The organism is Dyella sp. S184 (genome assembly GCF_009766065.1).
Classification (GTDB): Bacteria; Pseudomonadota; Gammaproteobacteria; order Xanthomonadales; family Rhodanobacteraceae; genus Rhodanobacter.
On the sequence record NZ_LMUE01000002.1, the window covers coordinates 1,106,969 to 1,129,638 of the forward strand.

The 22,670-nt window shown below is 62.6% G+C and carries 22 protein-coding genes; 14 read left to right on the top strand and 8 right to left on the bottom strand.

Annotated features, from left to right (window positions below; translation table 11 throughout):
* Positions 1-19 precede the first annotated feature (19 nt).
* Positions 20-1,861 (bottom strand): ABC transporter ATP-binding protein, encoded by a 1,842-nt coding sequence (locus GSQ75_RS04820; RefSeq protein ID WP_174236697.1) that lies wholly within the window; start codon positions 1,859-1,861, stop codon positions 20-22.
* A gap of 113 nt (positions 1,862-1,974) precedes the next feature.
* Between GSQ75_RS04820 and GSQ75_RS04825 the strand changes: the two genes are divergently transcribed.
* From GSQ75_RS04825 to GSQ75_RS04835, 3 genes are all read left to right on the top strand, one after another.
* Entirely contained in the window at positions 1,975-2,460 is a 486-nt protein-coding gene (locus GSQ75_RS04825; RefSeq protein WP_254058432.1) for a GFA family protein, read from the top strand.
* Between the two features lie 117 nt (positions 2,461-2,577).
* Positions 2,578-4,989 carry a DUF3772 domain-containing protein gene (locus GSQ75_RS04830; RefSeq protein WP_158753351.1) on the top strand — a complete coding sequence of 804 codons (2,412 nt, stop codon included), beginning with the start codon at positions 2,578-2,580 and terminating at the stop codon, positions 4,987-4,989.
* 105 nt (positions 4,990-5,094) lie between these two features.
* Complete coding sequence (locus tag GSQ75_RS04835) at positions 5,095-5,523, top strand: VOC family protein (protein WP_158753352.1); 429 nt, start codon at positions 5,095-5,097, stop codon at positions 5,521-5,523.
* A 67-nt stretch (positions 5,524-5,590) separates the two neighbouring features.
* On the opposite strand, the gene GSQ75_RS04840 is transcribed toward GSQ75_RS04835, so the two are convergent.
* From GSQ75_RS04840 to GSQ75_RS04855, 4 genes are all read right to left on the bottom strand, one after another.
* A complete protein-coding gene (locus GSQ75_RS04840; RefSeq protein WP_158753353.1) occupies positions 5,591-6,076 on the bottom strand; it encodes a DUF3761 domain-containing protein in 486 nt (161 codons plus the stop codon).
* Positions 6,077-6,348: 272 nt separating this feature from the next.
* Positions 6,349-8,004 carry an alpha/beta hydrolase-fold protein gene (locus tag GSQ75_RS04845; protein WP_158753354.1) on the bottom strand — a complete coding sequence of 552 codons (1,656 nt, stop codon included), beginning with the start codon at positions 8,002-8,004 and terminating at the stop codon, positions 6,349-6,351.
* Between the two features lie 78 nt (positions 8,005-8,082).
* Positions 8,083-8,820: a nuclear transport factor 2 family protein gene (locus GSQ75_RS04850; protein ID WP_158753355.1), complete on the bottom strand. Its 738-nt coding sequence runs from the start codon at positions 8,818-8,820 to the stop codon at positions 8,083-8,085.
* 86 nt (positions 8,821-8,906) lie between these two features.
* Positions 8,907-10,580 (bottom strand): serine hydrolase, encoded by a 1,674-nt coding sequence (locus GSQ75_RS04855; protein WP_158753356.1) that lies wholly within the window; start codon positions 10,578-10,580, stop codon positions 8,907-8,909.
* A 169-nt stretch (positions 10,581-10,749) separates the two neighbouring features.
* Between GSQ75_RS04855 and GSQ75_RS04860 the strand changes: the two genes are divergently transcribed.
* Both GSQ75_RS04860 and GSQ75_RS04865 read left to right on the top strand, forming a co-directional pair.
* Positions 10,750-11,562: a phosphatase PAP2 family protein gene (locus tag GSQ75_RS04860; protein WP_158753357.1), complete on the top strand. Its 813-nt coding sequence runs from the start codon at positions 10,750-10,752 to the stop codon at positions 11,560-11,562.
* On the top strand, positions 11,559-12,404 hold the full coding sequence (locus GSQ75_RS04865) for a DUF72 domain-containing protein (protein WP_158753358.1): 846 nt from the start codon (positions 11,559-11,561) through the stop codon (positions 12,402-12,404). Before GSQ75_RS04860 ends, GSQ75_RS04865 begins: the two co-directional genes overlap by 4 nt.
* A 24-nt stretch (positions 12,405-12,428) precedes the next feature.
* Here the strand turns inward: GSQ75_RS04865 and GSQ75_RS04870 are convergent, their stop codons facing one another.
* Complete coding sequence (locus GSQ75_RS04870) at positions 12,429-12,797, bottom strand: VOC family protein (RefSeq protein WP_158753359.1); 369 nt, start codon at positions 12,795-12,797, stop codon at positions 12,429-12,431.
* Between the two features lie 130 nt (positions 12,798-12,927).
* Between GSQ75_RS04870 and GSQ75_RS04875 the strand changes: the two genes are divergently transcribed.
* From GSQ75_RS04875 to GSQ75_RS04885, 3 genes are read left to right on the top strand one after another with little or no spacing between them, the layout of a single operon-like run.
* Positions 12,928-13,323 carry a ribonuclease gene (locus GSQ75_RS04875; RefSeq protein WP_158753360.1) on the top strand — a complete coding sequence of 132 codons (396 nt, stop codon included), beginning with the start codon at positions 12,928-12,930 and terminating at the stop codon, positions 13,321-13,323.
* Positions 13,320-13,763: a barstar family protein gene (locus GSQ75_RS04880; RefSeq protein WP_158753361.1), complete on the top strand. Its 444-nt coding sequence runs from the start codon at positions 13,320-13,322 to the stop codon at positions 13,761-13,763. The genes GSQ75_RS04875 and GSQ75_RS04880 overlap by 4 nt, the downstream gene beginning before the upstream one ends.
* Before the next feature lie 40 nt (positions 13,764-13,803).
* Positions 13,804-14,034 (top strand): RNA-binding S4 domain-containing protein, encoded by a 231-nt coding sequence (locus tag GSQ75_RS04885; protein ID WP_158753362.1) that lies wholly within the window; start codon positions 13,804-13,806, stop codon positions 14,032-14,034.
* Between the two features lie 18 nt (positions 14,035-14,052).
* Here the strand turns inward: GSQ75_RS04885 and GSQ75_RS04890 are convergent, their stop codons facing one another.
* On the bottom strand, positions 14,053-14,868 hold the full coding sequence (locus tag GSQ75_RS04890) for an arylamine N-acetyltransferase (RefSeq protein WP_158753363.1): 816 nt from the start codon (positions 14,866-14,868) through the stop codon (positions 14,053-14,055).
* A gap of 234 nt (positions 14,869-15,102) precedes the next feature.
* Here GSQ75_RS04890 and msrA point away from each other — a divergent pair, with 234 nt between their 5' ends.
* The 6 genes from msrA (at position 15,103) to GSQ75_RS04920 (ending at position 21,981) form a co-directional block, all read left to right on the top strand.
* Complete coding sequence (gene msrA / locus GSQ75_RS04895) at positions 15,103-15,813, top strand: peptide-methionine (S)-S-oxide reductase MsrA (protein WP_158753364.1); 711 nt, start codon at positions 15,103-15,105, stop codon at positions 15,811-15,813.
* Positions 15,814-15,925: 112 nt separating this feature from the next.
* Positions 15,926-17,752 (top strand): ABC transporter ATP-binding protein, encoded by a 1,827-nt coding sequence (locus GSQ75_RS04900; protein WP_254058433.1) that lies wholly within the window; start codon positions 15,926-15,928, stop codon positions 17,750-17,752.
* Between the two features lie 76 nt (positions 17,753-17,828).
* Entirely contained in the window at positions 17,829-19,718 is a 1,890-nt protein-coding gene (gene parE, locus GSQ75_RS04905; protein ID WP_158753365.1) for a DNA topoisomerase IV subunit B, read from the top strand.
* Positions 19,719-19,986: 268 nt separating this feature from the next.
* A complete protein-coding gene (locus tag GSQ75_RS04910) occupies positions 19,987-20,580 on the top strand; it encodes a fasciclin domain-containing protein (RefSeq protein WP_216840604.1) in 594 nt (197 codons plus the stop codon).
* A gap of 176 nt (positions 20,581-20,756) precedes the next feature.
* Positions 20,757-21,350: a fasciclin domain-containing protein gene (locus GSQ75_RS04915; RefSeq protein WP_158753367.1), complete on the top strand. Its 594-nt coding sequence runs from the start codon at positions 20,757-20,759 to the stop codon at positions 21,348-21,350.
* Between the two features lie 109 nt (positions 21,351-21,459).
* A complete protein-coding gene (locus tag GSQ75_RS04920) occupies positions 21,460-21,981 on the top strand; it encodes a 3-hydroxyanthranilate 3,4-dioxygenase (protein WP_158753368.1) in 522 nt (173 codons plus the stop codon).
* Here GSQ75_RS04920 and GSQ75_RS04925 read toward each other — a convergent pair.
* Positions 21,978-22,538, bottom strand: a complete 561-nt coding sequence (locus GSQ75_RS04925; RefSeq protein ID WP_158753369.1) for an NUDIX hydrolase — start codon at positions 22,536-22,538, stop codon at positions 21,978-21,980. The genes GSQ75_RS04920 and GSQ75_RS04925 overlap by 4 nt on opposite strands.
* Positions 22,539-22,670: the final 132 nt, after the last annotated feature.

Consider the following 22,670-nt stretch of genomic DNA (forward strand, 5'->3'; position numbering starts at 1 on the left):
TAACCCCATGCGCGGGCCGTCAGGCCAGCGCATCTTCTGCCGCCACGAATCCGCCGGTCTGCCGCTTCCACAGCCTCGCATACAGCCCCTCGCGCGCGATCAATTCCGCGTGCGTGCCGGTCTCGACGATATGGCCCTTGTCCAGCACCACTAGCCGGTCCATCCGCGCGATGGTGGACAGGCGGTGCGCAATCGCGATCACGGTCTTGCCCTGCATCAGGATATCGAGGCTGTCCTGGATCGCGGCCTCGGCTTCGGAGTCGAGCGCCGAGGTGGCTTCGTCGAGCACCAGGATCGGTGCATCCTTCAATAGCACGCGGGCGATGGCGATGCGCTGGCGCTGGCCGCCGCTGAGTTTCACGCCACGCTCGCCGACCAAGGCGTCATAGCCGAGACGACCCTCGCCATCGACCAATTGCGGGATGAATTCGTCGGCGCGTGCCTTGCGCACGGCGTCGAGGATCTGCGCTTCGCTGGCGTCAGGGCGACCGTATAGAAGGTTGTCGCGGATCGAGCGGTGCAGCAATGAGGTGTCCTGGGTCACCACGCCGATCTGCGAGCGCAGGCTTTCCTGGGTGACGTTCGCGATGTCCTGGCCGTCAATCAGGATACGGCCGCCTTCGAGGTCATAGAGCCGCAGCAGCACGTTGACCAGGGTGGACTTGCCCGCGCCGGACGGTCCGACCACACCGATCTTCTCGCCTGCGCGCACTGCCAGGTCGAGCCCCGCGATCACTCCGCCCTTTTTCCCATAGTGGAAATGGATCTGCTCGAAGTGCACTGCGCCGTTGACCACTTCCAGCGGCATCGCGCCTTCGCGGTCCTGCACCGCCCGCGGCTGCGAGATCGTGGTGATGCCATCCTGCACGGTGCCGACGTTCTCGAAAATGCCATTGACCACCCACATGATCCAGCCGGACATGTTGTTGATGCGGATCACCAGCCCGGTCGATAGTGCGATTGCGCCCACCGTCACCTTGCCTTGGCTCCACAGCCAGATCGCCAGCGCCGAAGTGCCGACGATCAGGAAGCCGTTGAGCGTGGTGATGCTGGCATCCATCGCAGTGGTAAGCCGGGTCATCCGACGCAGCTTGCCGGTCTGCTCGGCCATCGCTTCGGCCACGTAGCTTTCCTCGCGCCGCGTATGCGCGAACAGCTTCAGTGTCAGCACATTGCTGTAGCCGTCGACGATGCGCCCCATCAGCTTGGACTTCGCTTCCGAGGCCAGCCATGAGCGCTCTTTGGTGCGCGGAATGAAGAACGCAAGCGTACCGACATAGGCGAACAACCACAGCACCAACGGCGCGGCCAGCCAGAAGTCCGCCTGCGCAAACAGCACGATCGCACTGCCGGTGTAGATGGTGACGTACCAGATCGCATCCACGATCTGCACCGCCGACTCACGCAGCGAAGCACCGGTCTGCATGATGCGATTGGCGATACGCCCGGCGTAGTCGTTCTGGAAGAAGCCCAGGCTTTGCCGGATCACGTAGCGGTGGTTCTGCCAGCGGATGCGGTTGGTCAGGCTGGGGGCGATCGACTGGTTCACCAGCAGGTCGTGCGCGCTGATCGCCAACGGTCGCGCGATCAGCGCCACGAAGCCCATCCATAGCAGCTCGTGGCCATGCCGCTGGAAGAAATCCGGTGCCGGCACCCCTTTGGCCATGTCGACGATGCTGCCGATGAAGCCGAACAGCGATACCTCGATGATCGCCACGACAAAACCCACCACGGTTGCCGCCGCGAACACCGGCCACACCTGGCGCAGATAGAACAGGTAAAACCCCGTCACCGACCGCGGCGGCATGTCGTCAACCGGCTCCTTGAACGGATCGATGAAGGATTCGAACCAGCGGAAGATCATCAGGCGTTCCCGTCTCGCGTAGGCCGACATTGTGCTTGAAGCACACCCGTAGCGGTGTGACGATATCGCGCCATGTACCACCTCATCGACGCGAGACGGGAGAGCCGACCGTGACGACCGAAGCATTGGAAGGTGCCTGCACATGCGGTGCCATAGGCTACCGACTGACCAGCGAACCGATGTTCGTGCATTGCTGCCATTGCACCTGGTGCCAGCGTGAAACCGGTGCATCATTCGCACTGAATGCGGTGATCGAAACCGATCGCGTCATGCTGCTGCAGGGCGAACCAGTACTGGTGAACACCCCGTCCCACAGTGGCAAGGGGCAGCTGATCGCGCGTTGCCCGCAATGCCATGTCGCGTTGTGGAGTCACTATCCCGGCGGCGGCAAGGCGATGGCATTCGTGCGCGTGGGCACACTGAAGGAACCGGGCCGGCTATCGCCGGACATCCACATCTTCACCTCGACCAAGCAACCATGGGTGCAGCTGCCACCAGGCACGCCGGCCGTGGACGAATTCTACAAACTGAGCGAGTACTGGCCTGCGGCGAGCCTTGCTCGGCGCGAGGCACTGCTTGTCTCCGGCCAGCACTGAAAAGCCGAACAAACCTGCCATGCGATGATTCGTTGAGCCTGAACACTGCGTCAAAGCCCGAACGCTCCGGCGGTCATTTCGATTGACCCATCGCGACAAGGCCGTGATCATCGACTGATGCCTACCCTGTTCCGCTATCTCCTCATCCTGTTGTTCGCCTTGTCCAGCAGCAGCCTGTGGGCGCAAGACACCGCGAATGCCACGGCAACCGCTTCGGCGCCGATACAAACTCCCGCACAGATACTCACCCAGTTGCGCTCCCAACTGGACAGCATCAAGGCCACGGTAGATGCCAGCAAAGGCGATGTACCACTGACCGACGTGCGCGCCAACGCGCTCGCCGTGCAGCAGCAGGCGGAGCAGTTGGGCGCAACCCTGTCACCGCAATCCGCCAGCCTGCAGGCCCGGCTGGATGTACTCGGGCCGCCGCCAGCCAAGGGGGCACCTGCCGAATCTGCCGAACTCAGTGCGCAACGCCGGCAGCTGGGCAAAGCCAAGAATGACCTGGACGGCCAGATCAAGCAGGCCAATTCGCTCAGCACGGAAGCTGCCCAGTTGGCGGCGCACGTCGCCGAGTTGCGAGCAGACCAGTTCCAGGCCCAGCTCGCCTCGCGCACGGCCACGCCATTCAGCAGAGCCTTCTGGATCGACCCGATCAAGGCTCTTCCTGATGACACCACACGTGTCCAGCGACTGGGCAGCGACGCCGCGGCGGCTGTCAGGCAGGCCTGGCAACCACCCAATCGCACGCCGTTCGTGCTCTGCCTGATCATTGCTGCCTTGCTGCTCAGCGTGGGGCGCTGGCTGATCGAGCGTGTACTGGTAAACGTGACCACCAACCGCATGCCCGCTGGCCGGCTGCGACGCAGTGCGCTGGCCGTCGCGGTGACGCTGGCCAATACGCTGGCGATCGGGCTGACCGCCCATTTCGCCTACCTCGCGCTGAACTGGAACGATCTGCTCAGCGACGATCTGGATGAGCTGGCGCGGAAGCTGGTGCAACTGGTGACTTTTGCCGCCTTCATGACCGGCCTTGGCCGCGCCATGCTGTCGAACAATCGCCCGTCATGGCGACTGTCGGCCCTGTCCGATGATGCCGCGCACCGGCTGCGCGCATTTCCGTGGCTGTTGGGTGGCGGGGCCCTCTTGCTCGGGGTCATCGAACATATCAACAGCGCGATCGGGGCCAGCCTCGCGACCACGGTGACCACGCGCGGGCTGCTCGCTGTGATGACCGGGCTCCTGGTCGGCAGCGCGCTAATGCGCCTGGGCCAGTCGCGGCGCGCCGTGCTTGCTGCTGGCGAGTTGCCTGGGCAACGCCCTTTATGGGTTGGCCTCGTGGTGGCAGCGGCCTACGTCTGCGTCGGCATCACCCTGCTCGGCGTGGCAACGGGCTACATCGCCTTCGCGTTCTTCATCGCGCGGCAGATGCTGTGGGTCGGCGTGATCCTGACGGCGCTATACCTGCTGATGCATCTGGTCGATGACATCTTCGACACGGTGTTCGCGCCCAAGGGACGCACCGGCAAGCGCATGCAGAGCAGCTTCGGATTGCCCACCAGTGCACTGGAACAGACCGGCACCCTGCTCTCCGGCATTACCCGCGCCGTCTTGCTGATCCTCGCCGTGGCGATCGTGCTGGCACCGTTTGGTGCCGGGCCACAGGAGCTGGTGGGACGTGTTGGCACCCTGCTGTCGGGTGGCTCGCTGGGCTCGCTCAAGATCGTGCCTGGCAACATCTTCGATGCGGCGCTGGTGTTCGCGCTCGGCTTGATTGTGTTGCGCGTCCTCAAGCGCTGGTTGAGCGATCAGCTGCTGCCGAAGACCTCGCTCGATCTAGGCATGCAGAACTCGATGATCACCCTGCTGGGCTATGTCGGCGGTGTGCTGGTATTCGTGCTGGCACTGGCCAGCCTGAACGTGGATTTGCAGAGCATTGCCTGGATGGCCAGCGCACTCTCGGTCGGCATCGGCTTCGGCCTGCAGGCGATCGTGCAGAACTTCATCTCCGGTCTGATCCTGCTCGCCGAGCGCCCGGTGAAGGTGGGCGACTGGGTCAGCATCGGCGGCGTCGAGGGCGACATCCGCCGGATCAACGTGCGCGCCACCGAGATTCAGATGAGTGATCGCTCCACCATGATCGTGCCGAACTCGCAGTTCATCACGCAGAATGTGCGCAATGTGACCCTGGCCAACGCGCAGGGCCGCGTGCAGATCAAGCTGCCGATGCCGCTGGATACCGATGCCAGCAAGGCGCGCGAGCTGATCCTGGACGTGCTGCGCATGCACCCTGGCACGCTCAGCATGCCGGCGCCGAGCGTGCAGCTGGATAACCTCGATGGCGGCTCGATGCTGTTCAGCTGCACGGCATACGTCAACAGTCCGCGCGATGTCAGCAGCGTGAAGAGTGATCTGCTGTTCGAGACACTTGAACGCCTGCGCGATGCAAAACTGCCCATGACGAGCCCGCAGAGCATGGTGGTGCGCAACCTGCCGCCGATTGCCGAAAGCAATGACGACAAGGATTGAGTGCGACCTGCATGATGATCTGGTAACTCCCAGAACAGTTTCACATGCCGGCAACCTGCCACGGCGCTAGCCTGATGTCCGGTTCCCGCCACCGGAGTCACCGTCATGGCCACATCCGCAACAACTGGCAGCACGATCATCCCCGGCCTGCGCTACCGCGACGCCCATGCCGCGATCGACTGGCTGTGCAAGGCCTTCGGTTTCGAAAAGCATGCCGTCTACGAGAACGAGCAAGGTGGCGTCGAACACGCCCAACTCTCTTATGGCAACGGCATGATCATGCTTGGTGATGTGCGCGACAATGAATTTGGTCGGCACATGGTTCAGCCCGAAGAGGTCGGTGGTCGCGAGACGCAATGCCCTTATGTCGTCGTCGCCAACTGCAAGTCGCACTATCAACAGGCCAAGGACATGGGTGCAGTGATCGTCAACGACTACGCCGAGAAGGACTACGGCGGTGCCGGCTACAGTTGTCGTGACCTGGAAGGCCATCTATGGTCTTTTGGCAGCTACGATCCGTGGCATGGGTCGTGAGCCAAGACAACGGGCCGGCATGAACCGGCCCGTTGTGGGTACCGCTAATAGCGGTCGAAACCGCGGATTACGAGCATTTCTCGCCTTTGGCTGCGTGATAACCCGCTGCCGTCGCGTCCGAGGCGCTCATGTACTTGCCCTCCTTGGTGGTGCCGTACCACTTGCTGCCCTGGCAGTGATACGCCTTGCTCTTGCTACCGGTATTGACCCACACCTGGCCCGGACCACCGCCCGCTGCTGCGGTGGCGGCAGGTGCTGACGCGCCCTTCTTCGAGGTCGCTGCCGCAGCAGCTGGGGCGGCCGCCGCGGCTGGTGCAGCTGCGGCGGCGGGGGCGGCGGCGGCGGCAGGCGCAGCTGATGTGCCGGCTGCGGCGTACCACTCCTTCACACCCTTGTGCCCCTTGCACGCACCCTTCTTGCTGGCCTGACTGGAATAGCTGCCGTCCTTGCACTGGCCGGTGGAACCAGCCGGCGCGGAGGCCTGCTGGGCATAAACAGCGGAACCGGCAAACAGACAGGCCAGTGCCACGGCAAACAAAGCTGACGATTTCATCTTCGGACTCCCTCCAACGTGAATTCGCTCAGCGGTACAGGTAACGATCCGCTTGTAAGGAATCACCCATCCCGCTTTGTCGATCCCATGCCCGTTGCCTTCCGCATCAAGCGGTATGCGACTGCCTGTGACGACACCCAGGCACCCGCAACGGCAATGCCTGCCGCATGACTATGCCGCAAAATTGTGACGACAAGATAGAGCCGGCATCCGGCGTTCATTTGACAGACGGCGATATCGCATGAACTTGCGAAACAACCGTCCGCCAGTACTCACGGAGTCGCTGCCGCCAGCGGTTTCAGCTTCGAATCCGGTCGTGCCGCCGCATACATCTCCCAGCTGATCTGCTTGAGCAGGCCCTGGCGATCCCCGCCTTGCTTGTACAGGTCGAAGTGCGTGCGATCCGACAGGAAATGGAACTCGGACTTCGCATGCAGGCCATCCAGCACCGCCTGCAGCTTGTGCGCGGCACCATCCAGATAAAACGTATCGGCCGTGCCGACATACAGGTGGATCTTGCCATCCAAATCGGCCTTCAGCTGTGGCCACTCCCGCTGCAGTCGCCAGGCGATGTCGTAGTGATCGCGCCAGTAGGCAACCACCACAGGATCGACGGCACCGGTGTCGCGGTCGAACATCGGCTCGGGCTGACCGTCCTTGCCGCGTGGCGAGAACACCCAATCGAACGAGGCCAACTGGCCGCCATAGGAGCCGAGCACGCGCTCGAGCTTCGCGAACTGCTCGAACGTGCCGAGTACCTTGGCGTGATCGCGCACCAGTGGATACGCCGATCCATCGGGCCGGTGGTAGGCATTGGCGTTTGGCGCATACAGGTCGATGCCGGTGAAATCATGGAAGTCGCTGGGATCGGGCGAGGTCGACCAGGTGCCACCGAAGATCTTCGGATAACGCGTCTGCAGCCACAGCGTGGCCCACCCGCCGGAGGAATGACCGTTGAGGAAACGGCCGTTCGGACGACCATCCATCCGGTATTGCGATTCCAGCCGCGGGATCAGCTCCTCGGTGAGCGCGCGACCCCACGGGCCGTTGTTCACCGAATCGGCGAACTCATGCGTGCCGGTCGGGCTCGATTCGTCGAGAAATACCCAGATCATCGGCGGCATCTCGCCCTTCGCCATCGCTGCATTGACGTTGGACAGCGGCCCCATCACGCGATCGTTGTTGCCGCCGAATCCCTGTGTGTAATAAACCACGGGATAGCGTTTGCTGGACTTGGCGTCATAGCCCGGCGGCGTCAATACCCAGCCGCGCATGTGAATCGGACGTCCCCAGAATGCACTCAGCGCAGGACTGGTGAAATCCACCAGCGTCGCATGCTGGCGCGCCGCTGCAACCGCCTCGCGCATGGGTGCTGGCGCCGATGCGGGTACCACCCACGGATCGCGTGCCGGCAACGCCTTGACCAGGGTCAGCGTCGGAATGCTGGCCGTTGGCAGATGGACCTTCACCACATCGCTGACCAGATCGCCGGCGCCACGCCCGGTGTAGTTGTAGCTGTGATCGACGTCGAGCACGGCCTGCATGTAGTAATCGCCCGGCGGCAGCTGTGACCAGCCGGCTGGGAAGGCCAGCCGATCGGCGTCGACATCGATGCTCTGCCCCGGCATCCAGCGACTTACCTCGCGCGCAGCCACGCTGGTTTCGGTGGCACGGAACGGATTGGCATCCACTTCATCGACCACGTTGCTCTTGCCGTCGGAGTCTGCCTTTGCTTCGACTTCGGCGGTCTTAGCCTCGATTGCGAATAGCAGCAGCCGACCGGAAGTTGGCTGCGCCGAAGCGGCACCAAGTTGCACATGGAAGAAACGATGAGCGGGAACGGCAGACGTGTCCTGCCGTGCGATGGCCGTGCCGGACAGCAACCCCAGACACAACAATGCAACGACAGCATGACGGCGATAGTGCATCACGAATCCCCTGGTGATCGAATGTTCAAAAGCGCGCGGTCTTGCCCGAAGCAGGGCCACGCGCCACTTCAGTACAGCTCAACTTGTCCGTTTCAATATCAATGCATCATGGCCATCACGCCGGCTGATCACCCCGATGACCTTGCCGCCGGCATCGCGCTGGACGATCCGGCGTAGCCGCGGCTGGCCAGGCGTGAACAACACATCCTTCAGTTCCGCCTTCAGCGCATAGGGCTTGCCGCCATTCACGGCGCCGGTGAGCTCGTCGCCATGACGGGTAATCACGAAAGTGAAATCGGCGCCAGCCTTGTACGTGCCCGCGTATTCATCCAGCACCGTTGTCGGCAACGTGATAGCCGGCGGATCCTGTGGCACCGCGATGGTCTGGCTGGAAATCATGCGCCAGCCGGCAGCCTCTTTCTGCCATACCTCGGTCGAACGATAGTTCGTATGCGACACCTGCCCGGCCACGGTCACCGTGGACTGGTCGGTGAATCGGGTCACCGCCACCGTGCCATAGACCTCGACGTTGAAATCGGTCTGCACGAGATGGTTGGACATACCGCTCGGAGCCGGGCCAGCGCTGGCAACGATGTCGTGTTTCGACACCACGCTGCCATCTTCGATCATGAAGGTCACCCGATCATCGAGATAGCGACTAAGTACCGCAGCGTCGCCGCTGGCCGAGGCATCGGAGAACTCCTGCGATTGACGCTTGATCAGCGCAGCGACATCTTCCGCGGCAAATGCGGGAAAACACCCCGTCAGCAGTACGACAAGGGTGACTCTGGACAGGACACGACGACGGCACGACATGCACACCCCCTGACACTGGTTATGAAATCACGGCATCGAACAGAGGGAATGCCCGCGCACCTGTGCGCTGGGCGATCCCTTCATCATCACTCTTCTTCAGCAGCCGGCTTGAGCGGAGCCAGCCGCAAATCCTGGAAATCGAAGCTGAAATCGGTCAATGGCGACATAGGCTGCATGCGCACCTCCCGGACATGGCCGTCCACATCCATGCTGAAGTTGACGAATGCATCGGCGTTGAGCGCGCGATCGTCCCAGCGCACGGTGAAAGTGTCGTGCTGCCATGGCGTCATCGTGCCGATCAATTGCGCCGTTTTCGAAAAGCGCAGGCGCAGCTTGCCATTCTCGTTGCTGATGATGACGTCGCCGTACCACGGATCGCGATAAGTACCGGCGTATTGCGCCAGCGGCAGCGAGGGCTTGCTGTTCTTGTCGCGAGCGGCTTCATGCCTGGCCAGGCTGTCGTCAGCCTTGGCTTCGCCGAGCTTCACCGCCTTGTCGTACACCGCCACCCAATCCGTCTTCTTGTCTGGATTCAGATAGGCATCAAGCACGCGATACGTTACTGCATTGAACGCGGCACCGGACTCCTGGTTGGTCAGCACCACCACGCCCAGATGCAGTTCCGGTACCAGCGTCACGCGCGAGACCATGCCCGGCCAGCCGCCGGTGTGCCAGACCAGCCGCTGGCCACGGTAGTCGGACAGGAACCAGCTCTCGCCGTAACCGTAGAAGTGCGGTGTCAGTGGCGCCAGCTCCGGGATCGGTGGCGTGCCGATGGTGATCGGGGTCAGCATCGACCACATCTGCTTTTGGCTGTCCGCGGAAAACAAGCGGGCCTGCTTGCCATCTGCGCCCTTGGTCGGCAGCACACCACCAGCCAGCTGCACGTTCATCCACTTGGCCAGGTCATGCACGCTGGCATAGATACCGCCAGCACCAGGATCGTTGAGCCACGCCATCGGCGGCACCGGTTCGAGATCCTTGAAGTTGGCCTTGGCGTGGCCAATCGCCACGTCCATACCGGGTTTCAGATAGGTCTTGTCGATCAGCGATTCATCCATGCCGACCGGCTGGAAGATGTGCTCGCGCACATAGTCCGCATAGCTCTGGCCGGAGGCCTGCTCGATCACCAGGGTAGCCACCGCGAACAGGATATTGTCGTAGGCGTAGTTGCTGCGGAAGCTGTTCTTGATCGGCACATTGCGCAGGCGCTCGACCACTTCCTTCGTCGTATAGGAAGTCGGCGGCCAGTACAGCAAATCGCCAGCACCGAGCGAAAGGCCGCTGCGATGCGCCAACAGGTCGCGGATGCGCATCTCGTGCGTCACGTACGGATCTGACATGCGGAACCACGGCAGGTGATCGATCACCCGGTCGTCCATCTTCAGCTTGCCCTGTTCGGCCAGCTGCTGCAGCGAGGCGGCGGTGAACGCCTTGGTGTTGGAGGCGATCGCGAACAGCGTGTGTGCATCGACGGGAGCCGGCTTGCCGATCTCGCGCAAGCCAAAGCCCTGCTCCATCACTACCTTGCCGTCCTTGACGATCGCCACCGCGATACCTGGCACATCGAAGGTCTTGCGTGCGCTGTCGACGTAGGTACCGAAATCCTGCAGCTGCGCAGGCGGAGTGGACGCGCTGGATGACGCGGCAGCCGCCGGCACTGTCGTCGGGACCGCAGGTGTCTGTGCCAGCACAGCAGTGGCGAACACGAACAGTGTGCAGCATCCCGCCAGACGCGGGGAAAGGTATCGCAGGGACATCGGCGACTCCACAGGTTGGAATCGGCCCACTATCGAGGCAAACCGCCTTCGAGGCCAGCGCTGAAAGTCACGGCCATAACGCAGCCTCTCGACGCATCACGCGCCAGCACCGATCATTGACTCTTTTCGCGATGCCACCCGGCGTACCGACTGAGGATCGAAGATCGAGATGAATGCCCTGGCGGAGTGGATCGCCGCCCACGCCTTGCTGCTGTGGGTCCTGCTGCCACTGCTCGCCCTGCTGGGCAGCGACCTGGCCTGGCAGCACAACGAACGACTGCGCCTGACCGCTGTAGCCAATGGCCGCCAGCCAGATGTGATGCAGTCACGCACCATCGTCATGTTGGGCACATTGGCAACCCTGCTATTCGCCGTCATCGCTTTCGCTATCGGCACCGGCGAGCCCGGCGCACTGGTGCGCTTCGACACCGTCCTTGCAGCTGATATGCACACACAGCTGCCGCAATCAGCCATGCCCCTGCTTTCCACCGTCAGCCTGCTCGGCGACACGCCATGGGTAGTCACGATGTCCACGCTGATGCTGCTGATCCTGTTGTTGCGTCGGCAATGGAGCCTGTCGGCTTGCTGGGCCATCGTGCAGGTCGGCATCCTGCCACTTGCTTACGGCATCAAGGACAGCTTCCAGCGAAAGCGCCCACCGCATGACACCCGCTTCGTCACCGATGTCGGCTGGAGCTTTCCGAGCGGTCACGCGATCAGCTCCGCCGTGTTCTATGGCATGCTCGCCTACGTGCTGCTGCGCCTGCTGCCACCTCGCTGGCATCGCGTGGTAATCGCCGCCGCCGTGTTGCTGGCCGGTCTGATCGGCATCAGCCGCATCCTGCTGCAGGCGCATTATTTCAGCGACGTCGTCGCCGGCTATGCTTGCGGTCTGGCGTGGTTGACGCTGTGCATCGGGCTCGCAGAGCGTCTACGGCGATGCGACATGATGCGAAGTTTCGCTGGGAAACCCTGCCGATGAGTCAATTGAACGGCGACCTGTTCGCCCCTTCTCCGTCCAGTGATCCACACATCCGCGTCGGCATCGGTGGCTGGAACTACACGCCGTGGCGCAACAACTTCTATCCAACTGGACTGGTACAGAAGCGCGAGCTGGAATATGCCAGCCGCCAGCTGCGCGCGATCGAGATCAACGGTACCTACTACGGAGCACAGAAAGCAGTGACCTATGCACGCTGGGCAGCGGAAACGCCAGCGGGCTTCGTGTTCTCGCTGAAGGCGCCACGCTATATCACCGAAGGTAAGCGACTGGCCGATGTCGGCAAGGGAGTCAGCAACTTCGTGCATGGTGGCCTGGCTGAAATGGGCGATCGATTGGGACCGATCCTGTGGCAGCTACCGCCATCACGGCCGTTCGATGCCGACGACCTGGCGACGTTTCTGGATACGCTGCCACGCGAGCTGAATGGCCAGCCATTGCGGCATGTACTCGAAGTACGCCATCCCAGTTTCATGGGCGAGTGCTACGTAGCACTGGCACGCAGCCATGCGGTGCCGACGGTATTCACCGATTCGCCCGATTACCCCTCGCTGGCCGACCTCACCGGCGATTTCGCCTATGCACGGTTGATGCGAAGCGCCGACGGGATTCCCACCGGCTATACGCCCGCGGCGCTGGATTGCTGGGCCGAACACGCGCAACGCTGGGCTGCAGGCAACGACATTGTCGAGCTGCCCCATGCGGCTGCGATGCAAGCGGCAAATCGGCCACGCGACGTGTTCGTGTTCTTCATCGGCAGCGCCAAGCATCGCAACCCCGCCGCGGCGATGGCACTGCAATCACGTGTCGATGGCAGCCGTTGATACCGCGCGCTGCCAGCTCCGCAGTCAGCCGGTGCAGAACACGTTGAGCTTGTGGCCCTCGGGATCGCGGAAATACCCGGCATAGAAGCCGCCGCCGCGATCGCCCGGCGCCCCTTCGTCACTACCGCCCAGCGACAGCGCCTTTGCATGCAGGCGGTCGACTTTGGCGGCGCTGTCCATCACCAGCGCTACCATGTCGCCATTGCCGATCGTGGCCGGCTCGCCATCGAACGGCTTGGTCACGCAGAGGCTCGGTTGCTGCATCGAGACGCCCCAGAAAATGTAGCGCTCAGTCTCCATCAGTCGCTTCGCGCCTGCCTCCCCCAACAAGGCGTCGTAAAACGTGGCTGCACGCGACATGTCATTGGTACCCAAGGTGACGTAGCCGATCATGGCGAGCTCCTGTGGAGGATGGATGGCATCGCGCCAGCATCCTGCAATCACACCCCGCTGTCATCTGCCGGTATATCGGCAGGCATGGGCTGGATTAAGCTTAACGTATGCCCCACACCGGCTCATCCGCATGCGTCGATTCAACCCGCTGATCCTGCTCGCTGCCCTGATTGTTGCCATGGTGCTGTGGCGGCAACACCCGGCCAATCAAGCCGCGACCACAACTCTCAGCGGCGGCACGACAGCAACGCTGCCCACCTTCCTGCCGCCGGAAGCGCATACCACGTTGGACCTGATCGCCCGCGGCGGCCCGTTTCCGCACAGCCAGGACGGGGTGGTGTTCGGCAACTACGAACACCTGCTGCCGGCCCAGCCGCGTGGCTACTACCACGAATACACAGTGGAGACGCCCGGTGCCAGTACGCGCGGCACAAGGCGCATCATCACCGGCGGCACGCCACCCGACATTTACTACTACACCGACGACCACTACCGCAGTTTCCGCAGCTTCAAGGTAAGCCAATGAGCGCACGTGGCCTCGATCCGGACCTGACCCGGCCGACCCAGAGCGGCGTGTATTTCGTCGGCGCCCACGATCTCGATCGCCTGGCCAAAACCGCCCGGCAGCACGAGTTGCACGTCTGCCGCACGGATCTGGCAGGTTGCCACGACAAGGATGAGTTGCTGCGACGCCTGGTCGTATCGGTGCCCTTGCCTGCATCGTTCGGCTACAACTGGGATGCGCTGGCCGATTGTTTGCGCGATCTGCGCTGGGTACCGGCCTGGGGGCATGTGCTGCTGTTCGAGCATGCCGACGAACTGCGCCAAGCTGCCGAGACCGACTACAACATCCTGCTTGGCATTCTCGACGACGCGGCGACGTTTGGCGGCGAGCACGAGGTTCCGTGGTTCGCCTTTCTCACCTTGCCCGATGACGCATTCGACAACAGCCACGCTGGCGCGTGAAGCTGTGTCACCCTATGCACCCCTGAAATGCCGGAACACCATGCAAACCATCGAATTCGAACTGGAAGGCACCTACGTCGAGCTCAACATGCTGTTGAAGCTGACCGGCCTGTGCGACAGCGGCGGCGCCGGTAAAGCCATCGTTGCCACCGGCGCCGTCTCGGTGGACCAGCAGATCGAGCTGCGCAAGACCTGCAAGATCCACGCGGGCCAGGTAGTCACCATCGACGACATCGAGATCCACGTGCTGGCCGATTCGGGCGCTGAATAACCCCGGCAGCAGTAAGAATCACCTCGGCAGCTCGTCCAGTCGCCGGTCGAGGGCAGCGTAGCCAGGCACGCGTAGCAGGAACTCGCGTTCCATGACATCACGTATCTCTGCGCTATCGCGCAACGCATGCCGCTCGGGCTCATGTCCCAGGCGGCGTATCGTGAACTCGCGGTTGAACAGGCTCAGGCGCCGATCGGCCGCGGTGCGAGCCACTATCAGGTTGCTGACAAATCGCGACGCCGGATGCGTGGACACGTAGTGGTTGGCCACCACGTAGTCGACCGGCTGGCTGGGCTTGAGGTCGAAGCAGTACAGCGACAACCACTGCCCGCGCACCAGCGACTGCATGCGCCAGTCGCCATCTCGCAGAATCAGCCGGAACGGCTCATGGCCAGTGGCTTGCTCGATGTCGGTTTGTAGTCGTAGTGCTCCGGGAAGCACCTGCCCGCCGAAACCGACATCGACGAGCCAGCTCTCACCCGCCAGCTCGACGCGCAGCAGCATGTGGGTCTGGCCGGTGACTGCATCCTCCGGCTGGTTCCACAGCACCCGCGCTATCAACCCCGACACCTCGAAGCCGATCGTCCGCAACACGGCCGCGAGCAGTAGATTCTGTTCGAAGCAATAACCACCGCGGCCGTCCTGCACCAGCTTGCGCTGCAGCGCGGCCAGCTCCAGATCGACCGGCAGACCCAGCAGCGGATCGAGATTCTCGAACGGAATGGTCGCCACATGGGCGATCGCCAGTGCCTGCAAGGTCGACAGCTGCGGTGCGACGGAACCCGTATGGCCAATACGCCGGAGGTACGCCTCCAGGTCGATGGATTCACTCATGCTCAATATCCACGGGCTCAATATTCGAGAAATCGGGACCACGATAGTACCCGCCCGCCGATGGTCTTCATTCAGGTAACAGGTAACCGGAGCCGTGTGACCAGCGAAGAGACAGTATCCCGCGCATGCAACGGCATTCACTCTGTCGGTCGTTGCATCTGTTGCAGGCGCTTGAACGTAACTTCATGGACCGAAGGTCGGCTCGATACAAAACCACTGTCAGCGAGGCACACCATGATTCGTCGAACTGCCTTTCACGTTATCCCGCTAGTCGCCGCCTTGATGGTAGCCGGGATCAGCGCCTGCCAACCCGCTGCGGCCAACGACGCTCAGGCCTTGCCCGCGCCCACCGTGGATACGCCAAAGGCCACCGCCGCAGGCGAGCAGACCGCGGTATTGGCCGGCGGCTGTTTCTGGGGCATCGAGGCCGTGTTCGAGCACGTCAAGGGCGTGCACAAGGTTGTGGCCGGTTTCTCCGGTGGCGCCGCCGACACGGCGCACTACGACGAAGTCAGCGACGGCGATACCGGCCATGCGGAATCGGTCAGGGTGCAGTTCGACCCCGCCAAGGTCAGCTACGGCCAGTTGCTGCAGGTGTTCTTCTCGGTCGCGCTCGATCCCACCGAACTCAACCGGCAGGGTCCGGACAGCGGTACGCAATACCGCTCGGTGATCTTCTACGGCAACGACGAGCAGAAGAAGGTCGCCACCGACTACATCGCCCAGCTGACGGCAGCGAAGTCCTTCACGGCACCGATCGTGACCCAGGTCGTGCCGCTCAAGGCGTTCTACCCGGCCGAGGCGTACCACCAACATTACTTCAGCGAGCATCCGGACAATCCGTATATCGTCATCAACGATGCACCGAAGGTTGCGAATCTTCAAAAACTGTTTCCGACGCTGTATCAGCCGGAGCAGCAAGTGGTGGATGTGCAACTGCACTGATACCGGATCAGGTTTGACTTGCATGAGGCGGCACGAACCCCATGTCTGGACTTCCGCGCCCCTCACGCGCCTGCCCTGACATTCCTCTCACGTGCCGCCTCACGCTCCTTCATTGCCGGCTGAATCCACCGAGCTCACCCGCAGCTTCCTGGGCGTGTTCCGCTACAGCGGGCGGGCACTGGAACTGGTGTGGAGCACCAGCCGCCCGTTGACCATCGCGCTGGCGTTGCTGACCCTGATTGCCGGTCTGCTGCCCGCCGGCGTGGCCTATGTCGGCGCACATATCGTCGACGCGGTGGTCACCGCAAGCCATCTGTGGGCCAGCAGCGGACATGCACCGCTGGCAACCGTGTTCCAGTGGGTGGCGCTGGAAGGCCTCCTGGTGGCGGCTCTGGCCGGTGCGCAGCGCGGCCTGTCGATGTGCCAGTCGCTGCTGCGCGCGCAGCTCGGACAACGCGTCAACGTGATGATCCTGGAGAAGGCGCTGACGCTGGAGCTGGCGCACTTCGAGGATTCCGAGTTCTACGACAAGCTCACCCGCGCGCGGCGCGAGGCGTCCACGCGGCCACTATCGCTGGTCACCCGCACTTTCGGACTGGGCCAGAACGCGATCTCGCTGATCAGCTACGGCACCTTGCTGTTCCACTTCTCACCGTGGGCGGTGGCGGTCTTGCTGCTGGCTGGGCTGCCCTCGTTCCTGTCCGAAACCAAGTTTTCCGGCGACGCTTTCCGGCTATTCCGCTGGCGTTCGCCGGAAACCCGGATGCAGCTGTATCTTGAAACCGTGCTGGCACGCGAGGACCACGCCAAGGAGGTCAAGCTCTACGGGCTCGGCCCGCTGCTGCTGGATCGCTACCGCGACATTTTCGACAAGCTCTACGGCGAGGACCGCGACCTGACCGTCCGCCGCGAAAGCTGGGGCTTCGGACTCGGCCTGCTCGGCACGATCACGCTGTACGGCGCCTACGCGTGGATCGCCATGACCACGGTGATCGGTCGCATCACGCTCGGTCAGATGACCATGTATCTGTCGCTGTTCCGGCAGGGCCAGTCGGCGGTGTCGGCGATGCTGTCGGCGATCGGTGGCATGTACGAGGACAACCTGTATCTTTCGACCCTGTACGAATATCTGGAAACGCCGGTGCCGCCGTCGCAGGGCTCGGCCCAGCGCGGCGCGAAACCGGACGATGGCATCCGCTTCGAGCAGGTCAGCTTCACCTATCCCGGCGCCAGCGAACCGGCACTGCACGAGATCAACCTGCATATCCGCCCCGGCGAATCGCTGGCACTGGTCGGCCAGAACGGCTCCGGCAAGACCACCCTGATCAAGTTGCTGACGCGGCTGTACTCGCCCGACAGCGGCAGCGTCCTGCTCGACGGCACCGACCTGCGAGACTGGGACGAGAGCACCTTGCTGCAACGTATCGGCGTGATCTTCCAGGATTTCGCGCGCTACCAGATGCGCGTGGGCGAGAACGTCGGCGCCGGCGACGTCAGCCATTTCGAGGACGAGGCACGCTGGCGCGAGGCCAGCGACAAGGGCATGGCCAGCGAATTCATCGACGGTCTGCCGTCCGGCTTCAACACCCAGCTCGGCAAGTGGTTTCGCGAGGGACGCGAGCTGTCCGGCGGACAGTGGCAGAAGATCGCCCTCGCCCGCGCATTCATGCGCTCGCGCGCGGACATCCTGGTGCTGGACGAACCCACCGCCGCGATGGATGCCCAGGCCGAGGCGAGTATCTTCGCGCATTTCCGCGAACTGGCCGGCAACCGCATCGCGATCCTGATCTCGCACCGCTTCTCCACCGTGCGCATGGCCGACCAGATCATCGTGATCCAGGACGGCCGCATCATCGAGCACGGCAGCCACGAACAGTTGATGGCGCAGGACGGCCACTATGCGCACTTGTTCTCGCTGCAGGCGCAAGGCTACCGCTAGATTCGCCGTGATCGGCTTGACCCTGCCGCCCTGCGCGCCCCATGCTTCGCCGTCTTGACCTACCCGAAATACACGCATGAGCAGTCGCTACAACGCCGCCGATATTGAAGTCCTCTCCGGCCTGGATCCGGTCAAACGCCGCCCCGGCATGTATACCGACACCACGCGCCCGAATCACCTGGTGCAGGAAGTGGTCGACAACTCGGTGGATGAGGCGCTGGCCGGCCACGCCAGCTCGATCGAGGTGATGCTTTACAACGACGGTTCGGTGGAAGTGAGCGACGACGGTCGCGGCATGCCGGTGGACATCCATCCGGAAGAAGGCGTCTCCGGCGTCGAGCTGATCATGACCCGGCTGCACGCGGGCGGTAAGTTCAGCGGCAAGAACTACAACTTCTCCGGCGGTCTGCACGGCGTCGGCGTCTCGGTGGTCAATGCGCTGTCCGACCGGGTCGAGGTGAACATCCGCCGCGACGGCTCCGAATATCGGATGGTATTCGCCCACGGCGACAAGGTCAGTCCACTGGAAGTGATCGGCACGGTACCGAAGAAGCGCAGCGGCACCACCTTGCGCTTCTGGCCGGAAGCTAAGTATTTCGATTCGCCGAAGATCTCGCTGTCGAAACTGAAGCACCTGCTGCGCGCCAAGGCCGTGCTGTGCGCTGGCCTCAACGTGAAGCTCACCGACGAAGCCAGTGGCGAGACGATCGAGTGGCATTACGAGGATGGCCTGCGCGATTACCTGCGCGGCGAACTCGACGGTGCCGAGGCATTGCCGAACGAGCTGTTCGTGCACCACATGGCGCGCGACGTGGAAGGTCTGGAAGTGGCGCTGGCCTGGTTGCCGGAAGGCGAGCTGGTGCAGGAGAGCTACGTCAACCTGATCCCCACCGCGCAGGGTGGCACCCACGTCAACGGCTTGCGCACCGGCTTGACTACGGCGATCCGTGAGTTCTGCGAAATCCGCAACCTGCTGCCACGCAGCGTCAAGCTGGCACCTGAGGATGTGTGGGAACGGCTCGCCTTCGTGCTGTCAGCCAAGCTGCAGGACCCGCAGTTCGCCGGCCAGACCAAGGAACGGTTGTCCTCTCGCCAGACCGCCGGCATGGTCGAGAACGTCATCCACGATGCCTTCAGCCTGTGGCTCAATCAGAACGTGGAGATGGGCGAGCGAATTGCCCAGCTGGCAATCGAGCGCGCCAGCGCGCGCCTGAAAGCGGCCAAGCAGATCGTGCGCAAGAAGATCACCCAAGGTCCGCAACTGCCCGGCAAGCTGGCCGACTGCACCGCCACCGACCTCACCCGCACCGAACTGTTCCTGGTCGAGGGCGATTCCGCCGGCGGCAGCGCCAAGCAGGCGCGCGACAAGGAGTTCCAGGCGATCCTGCCGCTGCGCGGCAAGATCCTCAACACCTGGGAAGTCGAATCGACCTCGGTGCTGGCCTCGGAAGAAGTCCACAACCTCGCCGTGGCGATCGGCTGCGACCCTGGCAAGGACGATCTGTCCGGCCTGCGCTACGGCAAGGTGATCATCCTCGCCGATGCGGACTCGGATGGCCTGCATATCGCCACGCTGCTGGCGGCACTGTTCCTGAAACATTTCCCGACGCTGGTCAGCGAAGGCCATGTGTTCGTGGCAATGCCGCCGCTGTTCCGCGTCGATGTCGGCAAGCAGGTGTTCTACTGCCTCGACGAAAGCGAGAAGGAAGCGATGCTGCAACGGATCGAGCGCGAGAAGATGAAGGGCGCAGTCAGCACCACCCGCTTCAAGGGGCTGGGCGAAATGAACCCCCCACAATTACGCGAATCGACCATCCATCCGGATACGCGCCGACTGGTACAGCTGACCATCAGCGATGATGACGGCACGTCAAAGCTGATGGATATGTTGCTGGCAAAAAAGCGTGCTGGTGACCGCAAGGCGTGGCTGGAAGAGAAAGGTGATCTGGCGACGCTCGAGGTTTGAATCGCGGCAGCAATTGCAACCGGTAACAGCCCACCCCTCATATCGTCATCCCGGCGAAGGCCGGGATCGCTTCTACGCAGCCGTGTTGGAAAAGCGATCCCGGCCTTCGCCGGGATGACGACTTGGGGAGAGGATCTCTTCGCAAGGACGACGACTTAGGCAGGATCTCTGTCGCTACCATTCGTGCATCCGAATCCAGCCGGACGCCGTATCTCCACATGCTTCCAATCCGGTAAGCGGAAAAGACTTGGAGATATAGATAATGAAGATGAACCATTCCATACGAACCCTCGCCGTCGGCCTCTGCATCGCCTTGTCCACCGCTGCCGTTGTGCCGATGGCCTTCGCCCAGTCGGATGCCATGGGTTCGATGAGCATGCACAAGGATCCGATGGTCGGCGGCGCAGCGATGTATCCGTCCAAGAACATCATTCAGAACGCAGTCAACTCTAAGGATCACACCACCCTGGTCGCCGCGGTGAAGGCTGCAGGCCTGGTCGACACCCTTTCCGGCACAGGACCGTTCACTGTGTTCGCGCCGACCAACGAGGCGTTTGCCGCCCTGCCCGCCGGCACCGTCGATACCCTGCTGAAGCCGGAGAACAAGGCCACGCTGACCAAGATCCTTACCTACCATGTGGTTGCCGGCAAGATGACTTCGCATGATCTTGCCGAGGCAGTTAAAGCTGGTGGTGGCAAGGCGGTATTGAAGACCGTCGAAGGCGATTCGATCACGATCAGCAAGGACGGCAGTGCGTGGACGGTCACCGATGACAAGGGCAATGTTGCCAACATCACCATTGCTGATGTGATTCAGTCCAATGGCGTGATCTTCGTCATCGACAAGGTGCTGATGCCGTAACTGGCTGCCGCGCAACGCTTCAATCTGTCCGCCGCCCCGATTCCCTCGTCGGGGCGGCGTTTTTTTTGCGGCAACGACAACACCATGGTGCTCAATGCACCCATATGGGCAACCGCATACCTGCTGTATCTTCATGCGCTAACGATCCGTGAAGCGAAGATATTCTGGAGAGACCTATGAAGATCAATCAGCGCATGCGAGCCCTCGCCGTGGGTCTTTTACTGGCATTGGCCATGGCGCCGGTGGTGGTGGCCGGCAAGACCAGCACGCCTAAGGCCACCACCGCGTCTAAGGCCGTGCCGGACAGCGAACCCAGCATGTCGCCATCGAAGGACATTGTGCAGAACGTCGACGGTGCGAAGGACCTCGCTACCCTGGCCGCCGCGATGAAGGCCACGAAACTGGCTGACACGCTCGCGGGCGTTGGTCCCTATACCCTGTTCGCGCCGAGGGACAAGGCGTTTGCTGCCCTGCCCGCGGACACGCACGACCGCCTGCTCAAGCCCGGCAACGAGGCCGCGCTGGCACGCGATCTCGGCTACCACGTCGTGCCTGGGCGTCTGACCACGAAGGATCTGGCCAAGGCGGTCGCAGCGGGCGGTGGCAGCGCTGCGTTGAAGACCATCGAAGGCGACTCGATCACCATCAGCAGGGACGCCGACCGCTGGGCGATCATCGACGACAACGGCAATGTCGCCCACATCACCGTCGCCAACCTGAAGCAGTCCAACGGCGTGATCATGGTGATCGATCAGGTACTGACGCCGTGACCTGCCGCAAGGCCTGAGATCATCGGCCACGCCACCGTCCATGCTCCACCGGCTTTTTTTGCGCTGACGGGGGCGCTATGGTGTCGCCACCTTTCCGGGAATAGCCGCAATGCCCCTGCTGCCGCCGCTCGATCTGCATCGCTGGATCGACGAACACCGCCACCTGCTGAAACCACCGGTGGGCAACAAGTGCATCGTCGACGGCGATTTCATCATCATGATTGTCGGCGGCCCCAACGCGCGTACCGACTACCACCACGATGAAGGCCCGGAGTTCTTCTACCAGCTTGAGGGCGAGATGGTGCTGAAAGTGCAGGACGGTGGCCATGCGCGCGACATCCCGATCCGCGCCGGCGAAATTTTCTACCTGCCACCGCGCGTACCGCACTCGCCACAACGCATGCCCGAATCCATCGGCTTGGTGATCGAACGTCGCCGTGTCGACGGCGAAAAGGATGGTCTGCTCTGGTTCTGCGAGCACTGCAACCACAAGCTGTTCGAGGAGTACTTCGTACTCGACAGTATCGAGCGTGATTTCCCGCCAGTGTTCGATCGCTTCTATGGTTCACGCGAAGCGCGCACCTGCAGCGTATGCGGGCATCTGAATCCGGCGCCCGCAAAATATGACTAAGCGCCGACGTCGTTGCGTGCTACCCACTTGTGTGCCATCCGTCGCAACGACGCATCGAACTTGCTGCCAGCAGCCACCTCGGCCACCAACCGCCACGCCAGCGCCTGCGATTCCTCGTTGACCACGAAGCGCTCGTCCTCGCCAGCACGTACGACGTAACGCACGTCGTAGTGCCAATGGTCCGGCTCATTCGCACGCGCAGGAATGCGATGCCGATCGATATCGAAAATCTCGTTTTCCACGCGCAGGCCCACCACACCGGTTTCCTCCTGCGCCTCACGCAAGGCCACCCGTGCCAGGTCCGCATCACCGTCAGCATGTCCGCCCGGCTGCAACCATAACCCCAGTTTGCGGTGATGCATCAGCAGTACCCGTGCGCCATCGGCACTGACCAACCATGCCGAACCGGTGAAATGACCCGGCAGGAAACGACGCTCGAAAACCGCCGAATCGGATCGAAGAAACTCGCTGAAAGTCAGCACAGATGCGGCTTCGTCCGGCCAGCGTGACGCGTACACCTCCAGGTGGGCGAGCAGCTGCGAAAAATCTGAGGGCATGAGCGAAGGACACGACACCACTAGGGTTGATCATGATAGCTGCGTCGCAGCTTGTCCCCCTTGTCCCGCTCCGTTATGGTTACCCGTCACGTCAGCTCGGCATGCCACGTTCAGCGTGGCGCAGATCGGGCG

What these genes read in the sequence shown, in the direction of transcription:
- GSQ75_RS04830 (WP_158753351.1), top strand. Translation starts at nt 2,578, where the DNA reads ATGCCTACCCTGTTCCGCTATCTCCTCATCCTGTTGTTCGCCTTGTCC.
- GSQ75_RS04855 (WP_158753356.1), bottom strand. Translation starts at nt 10,580, where the DNA reads ATGTCCCTGCGATACCTTTCCCCGCGTCTGGCGGGATGCTGCACACTG.
- GSQ75_RS04850 (WP_158753355.1), bottom strand. Translation starts at nt 8,820, where the DNA reads ATGTCGTGCCGTCGTCGTGTCCTGTCCAGAGTCACCCTTGTCGTACTG.
- GSQ75_RS04845 (WP_158753354.1), bottom strand. Translation starts at nt 8,004, where the DNA reads ATGCACTATCGCCGTCATGCTGTCGTTGCATTGTTGTGTCTGGGGTTG.
- GSQ75_RS04885 (WP_158753362.1), top strand. Translation starts at nt 13,804, where the DNA reads ATGCAAACCATCGAATTCGAACTGGAAGGCACCTACGTCGAGCTCAAC.
- GSQ75_RS04880 (WP_158753361.1), top strand. Translation starts at nt 13,320, where the DNA reads ATGAGCGCACGTGGCCTCGATCCGGACCTGACCCGGCCGACCCAGAGC.
- msrA (WP_158753364.1), top strand. Translation starts at nt 15,103, where the DNA reads ATGATTCGTCGAACTGCCTTTCACGTTATCCCGCTAGTCGCCGCCTTG.
- GSQ75_RS04860 (WP_158753357.1), top strand. Translation starts at nt 10,750, where the DNA reads ATGAATGCCCTGGCGGAGTGGATCGCCGCCCACGCCTTGCTGCTGTGG.
- GSQ75_RS04890 (WP_158753363.1), bottom strand. Translation starts at nt 14,868, where the DNA reads ATGAGTGAATCCATCGACCTGGAGGCGTACCTCCGGCGTATTGGCCAT.
- GSQ75_RS04840 (WP_158753353.1), bottom strand. Translation starts at nt 6,076, where the DNA reads ATGAAATCGTCAGCTTTGTTTGCCGTGGCACTGGCCTGTCTGTTTGCC.
- GSQ75_RS04925 (WP_158753369.1), bottom strand. Translation starts at nt 22,538, where the DNA reads ATGCCCTCAGATTTTTCGCAGCTGCTCGCCCACCTGGAGGTGTACGCG.
- GSQ75_RS04910 (WP_216840604.1), top strand. Translation starts at nt 19,987, where the DNA reads ATGAACCATTCCATACGAACCCTCGCCGTCGGCCTCTGCATCGCCTTG.
- GSQ75_RS04915 (WP_158753367.1), top strand. Translation starts at nt 20,757, where the DNA reads ATGAAGATCAATCAGCGCATGCGAGCCCTCGCCGTGGGTCTTTTACTG.
- GSQ75_RS04920 (WP_158753368.1), top strand. Translation starts at nt 21,460, where the DNA reads ATGCCCCTGCTGCCGCCGCTCGATCTGCATCGCTGGATCGACGAACAC.
- GSQ75_RS04870 (WP_158753359.1), bottom strand. Translation starts at nt 12,797, where the DNA reads ATGATCGGCTACGTCACCTTGGGTACCAATGACATGTCGCGTGCAGCC.
- parE (WP_158753365.1), top strand. Translation starts at nt 17,829, where the DNA reads ATGAGCAGTCGCTACAACGCCGCCGATATTGAAGTCCTCTCCGGCCTG.
- GSQ75_RS04875 (WP_158753360.1), top strand. Translation starts at nt 12,928, where the DNA reads ATGCGTCGATTCAACCCGCTGATCCTGCTCGCTGCCCTGATTGTTGCC.
- GSQ75_RS04865 (WP_158753358.1), top strand. Translation starts at nt 11,559, where the DNA reads ATGAGTCAATTGAACGGCGACCTGTTCGCCCCTTCTCCGTCCAGTGAT.
- GSQ75_RS04835 (WP_158753352.1), top strand. Translation starts at nt 5,095, where the DNA reads ATGGCCACATCCGCAACAACTGGCAGCACGATCATCCCCGGCCTGCGC.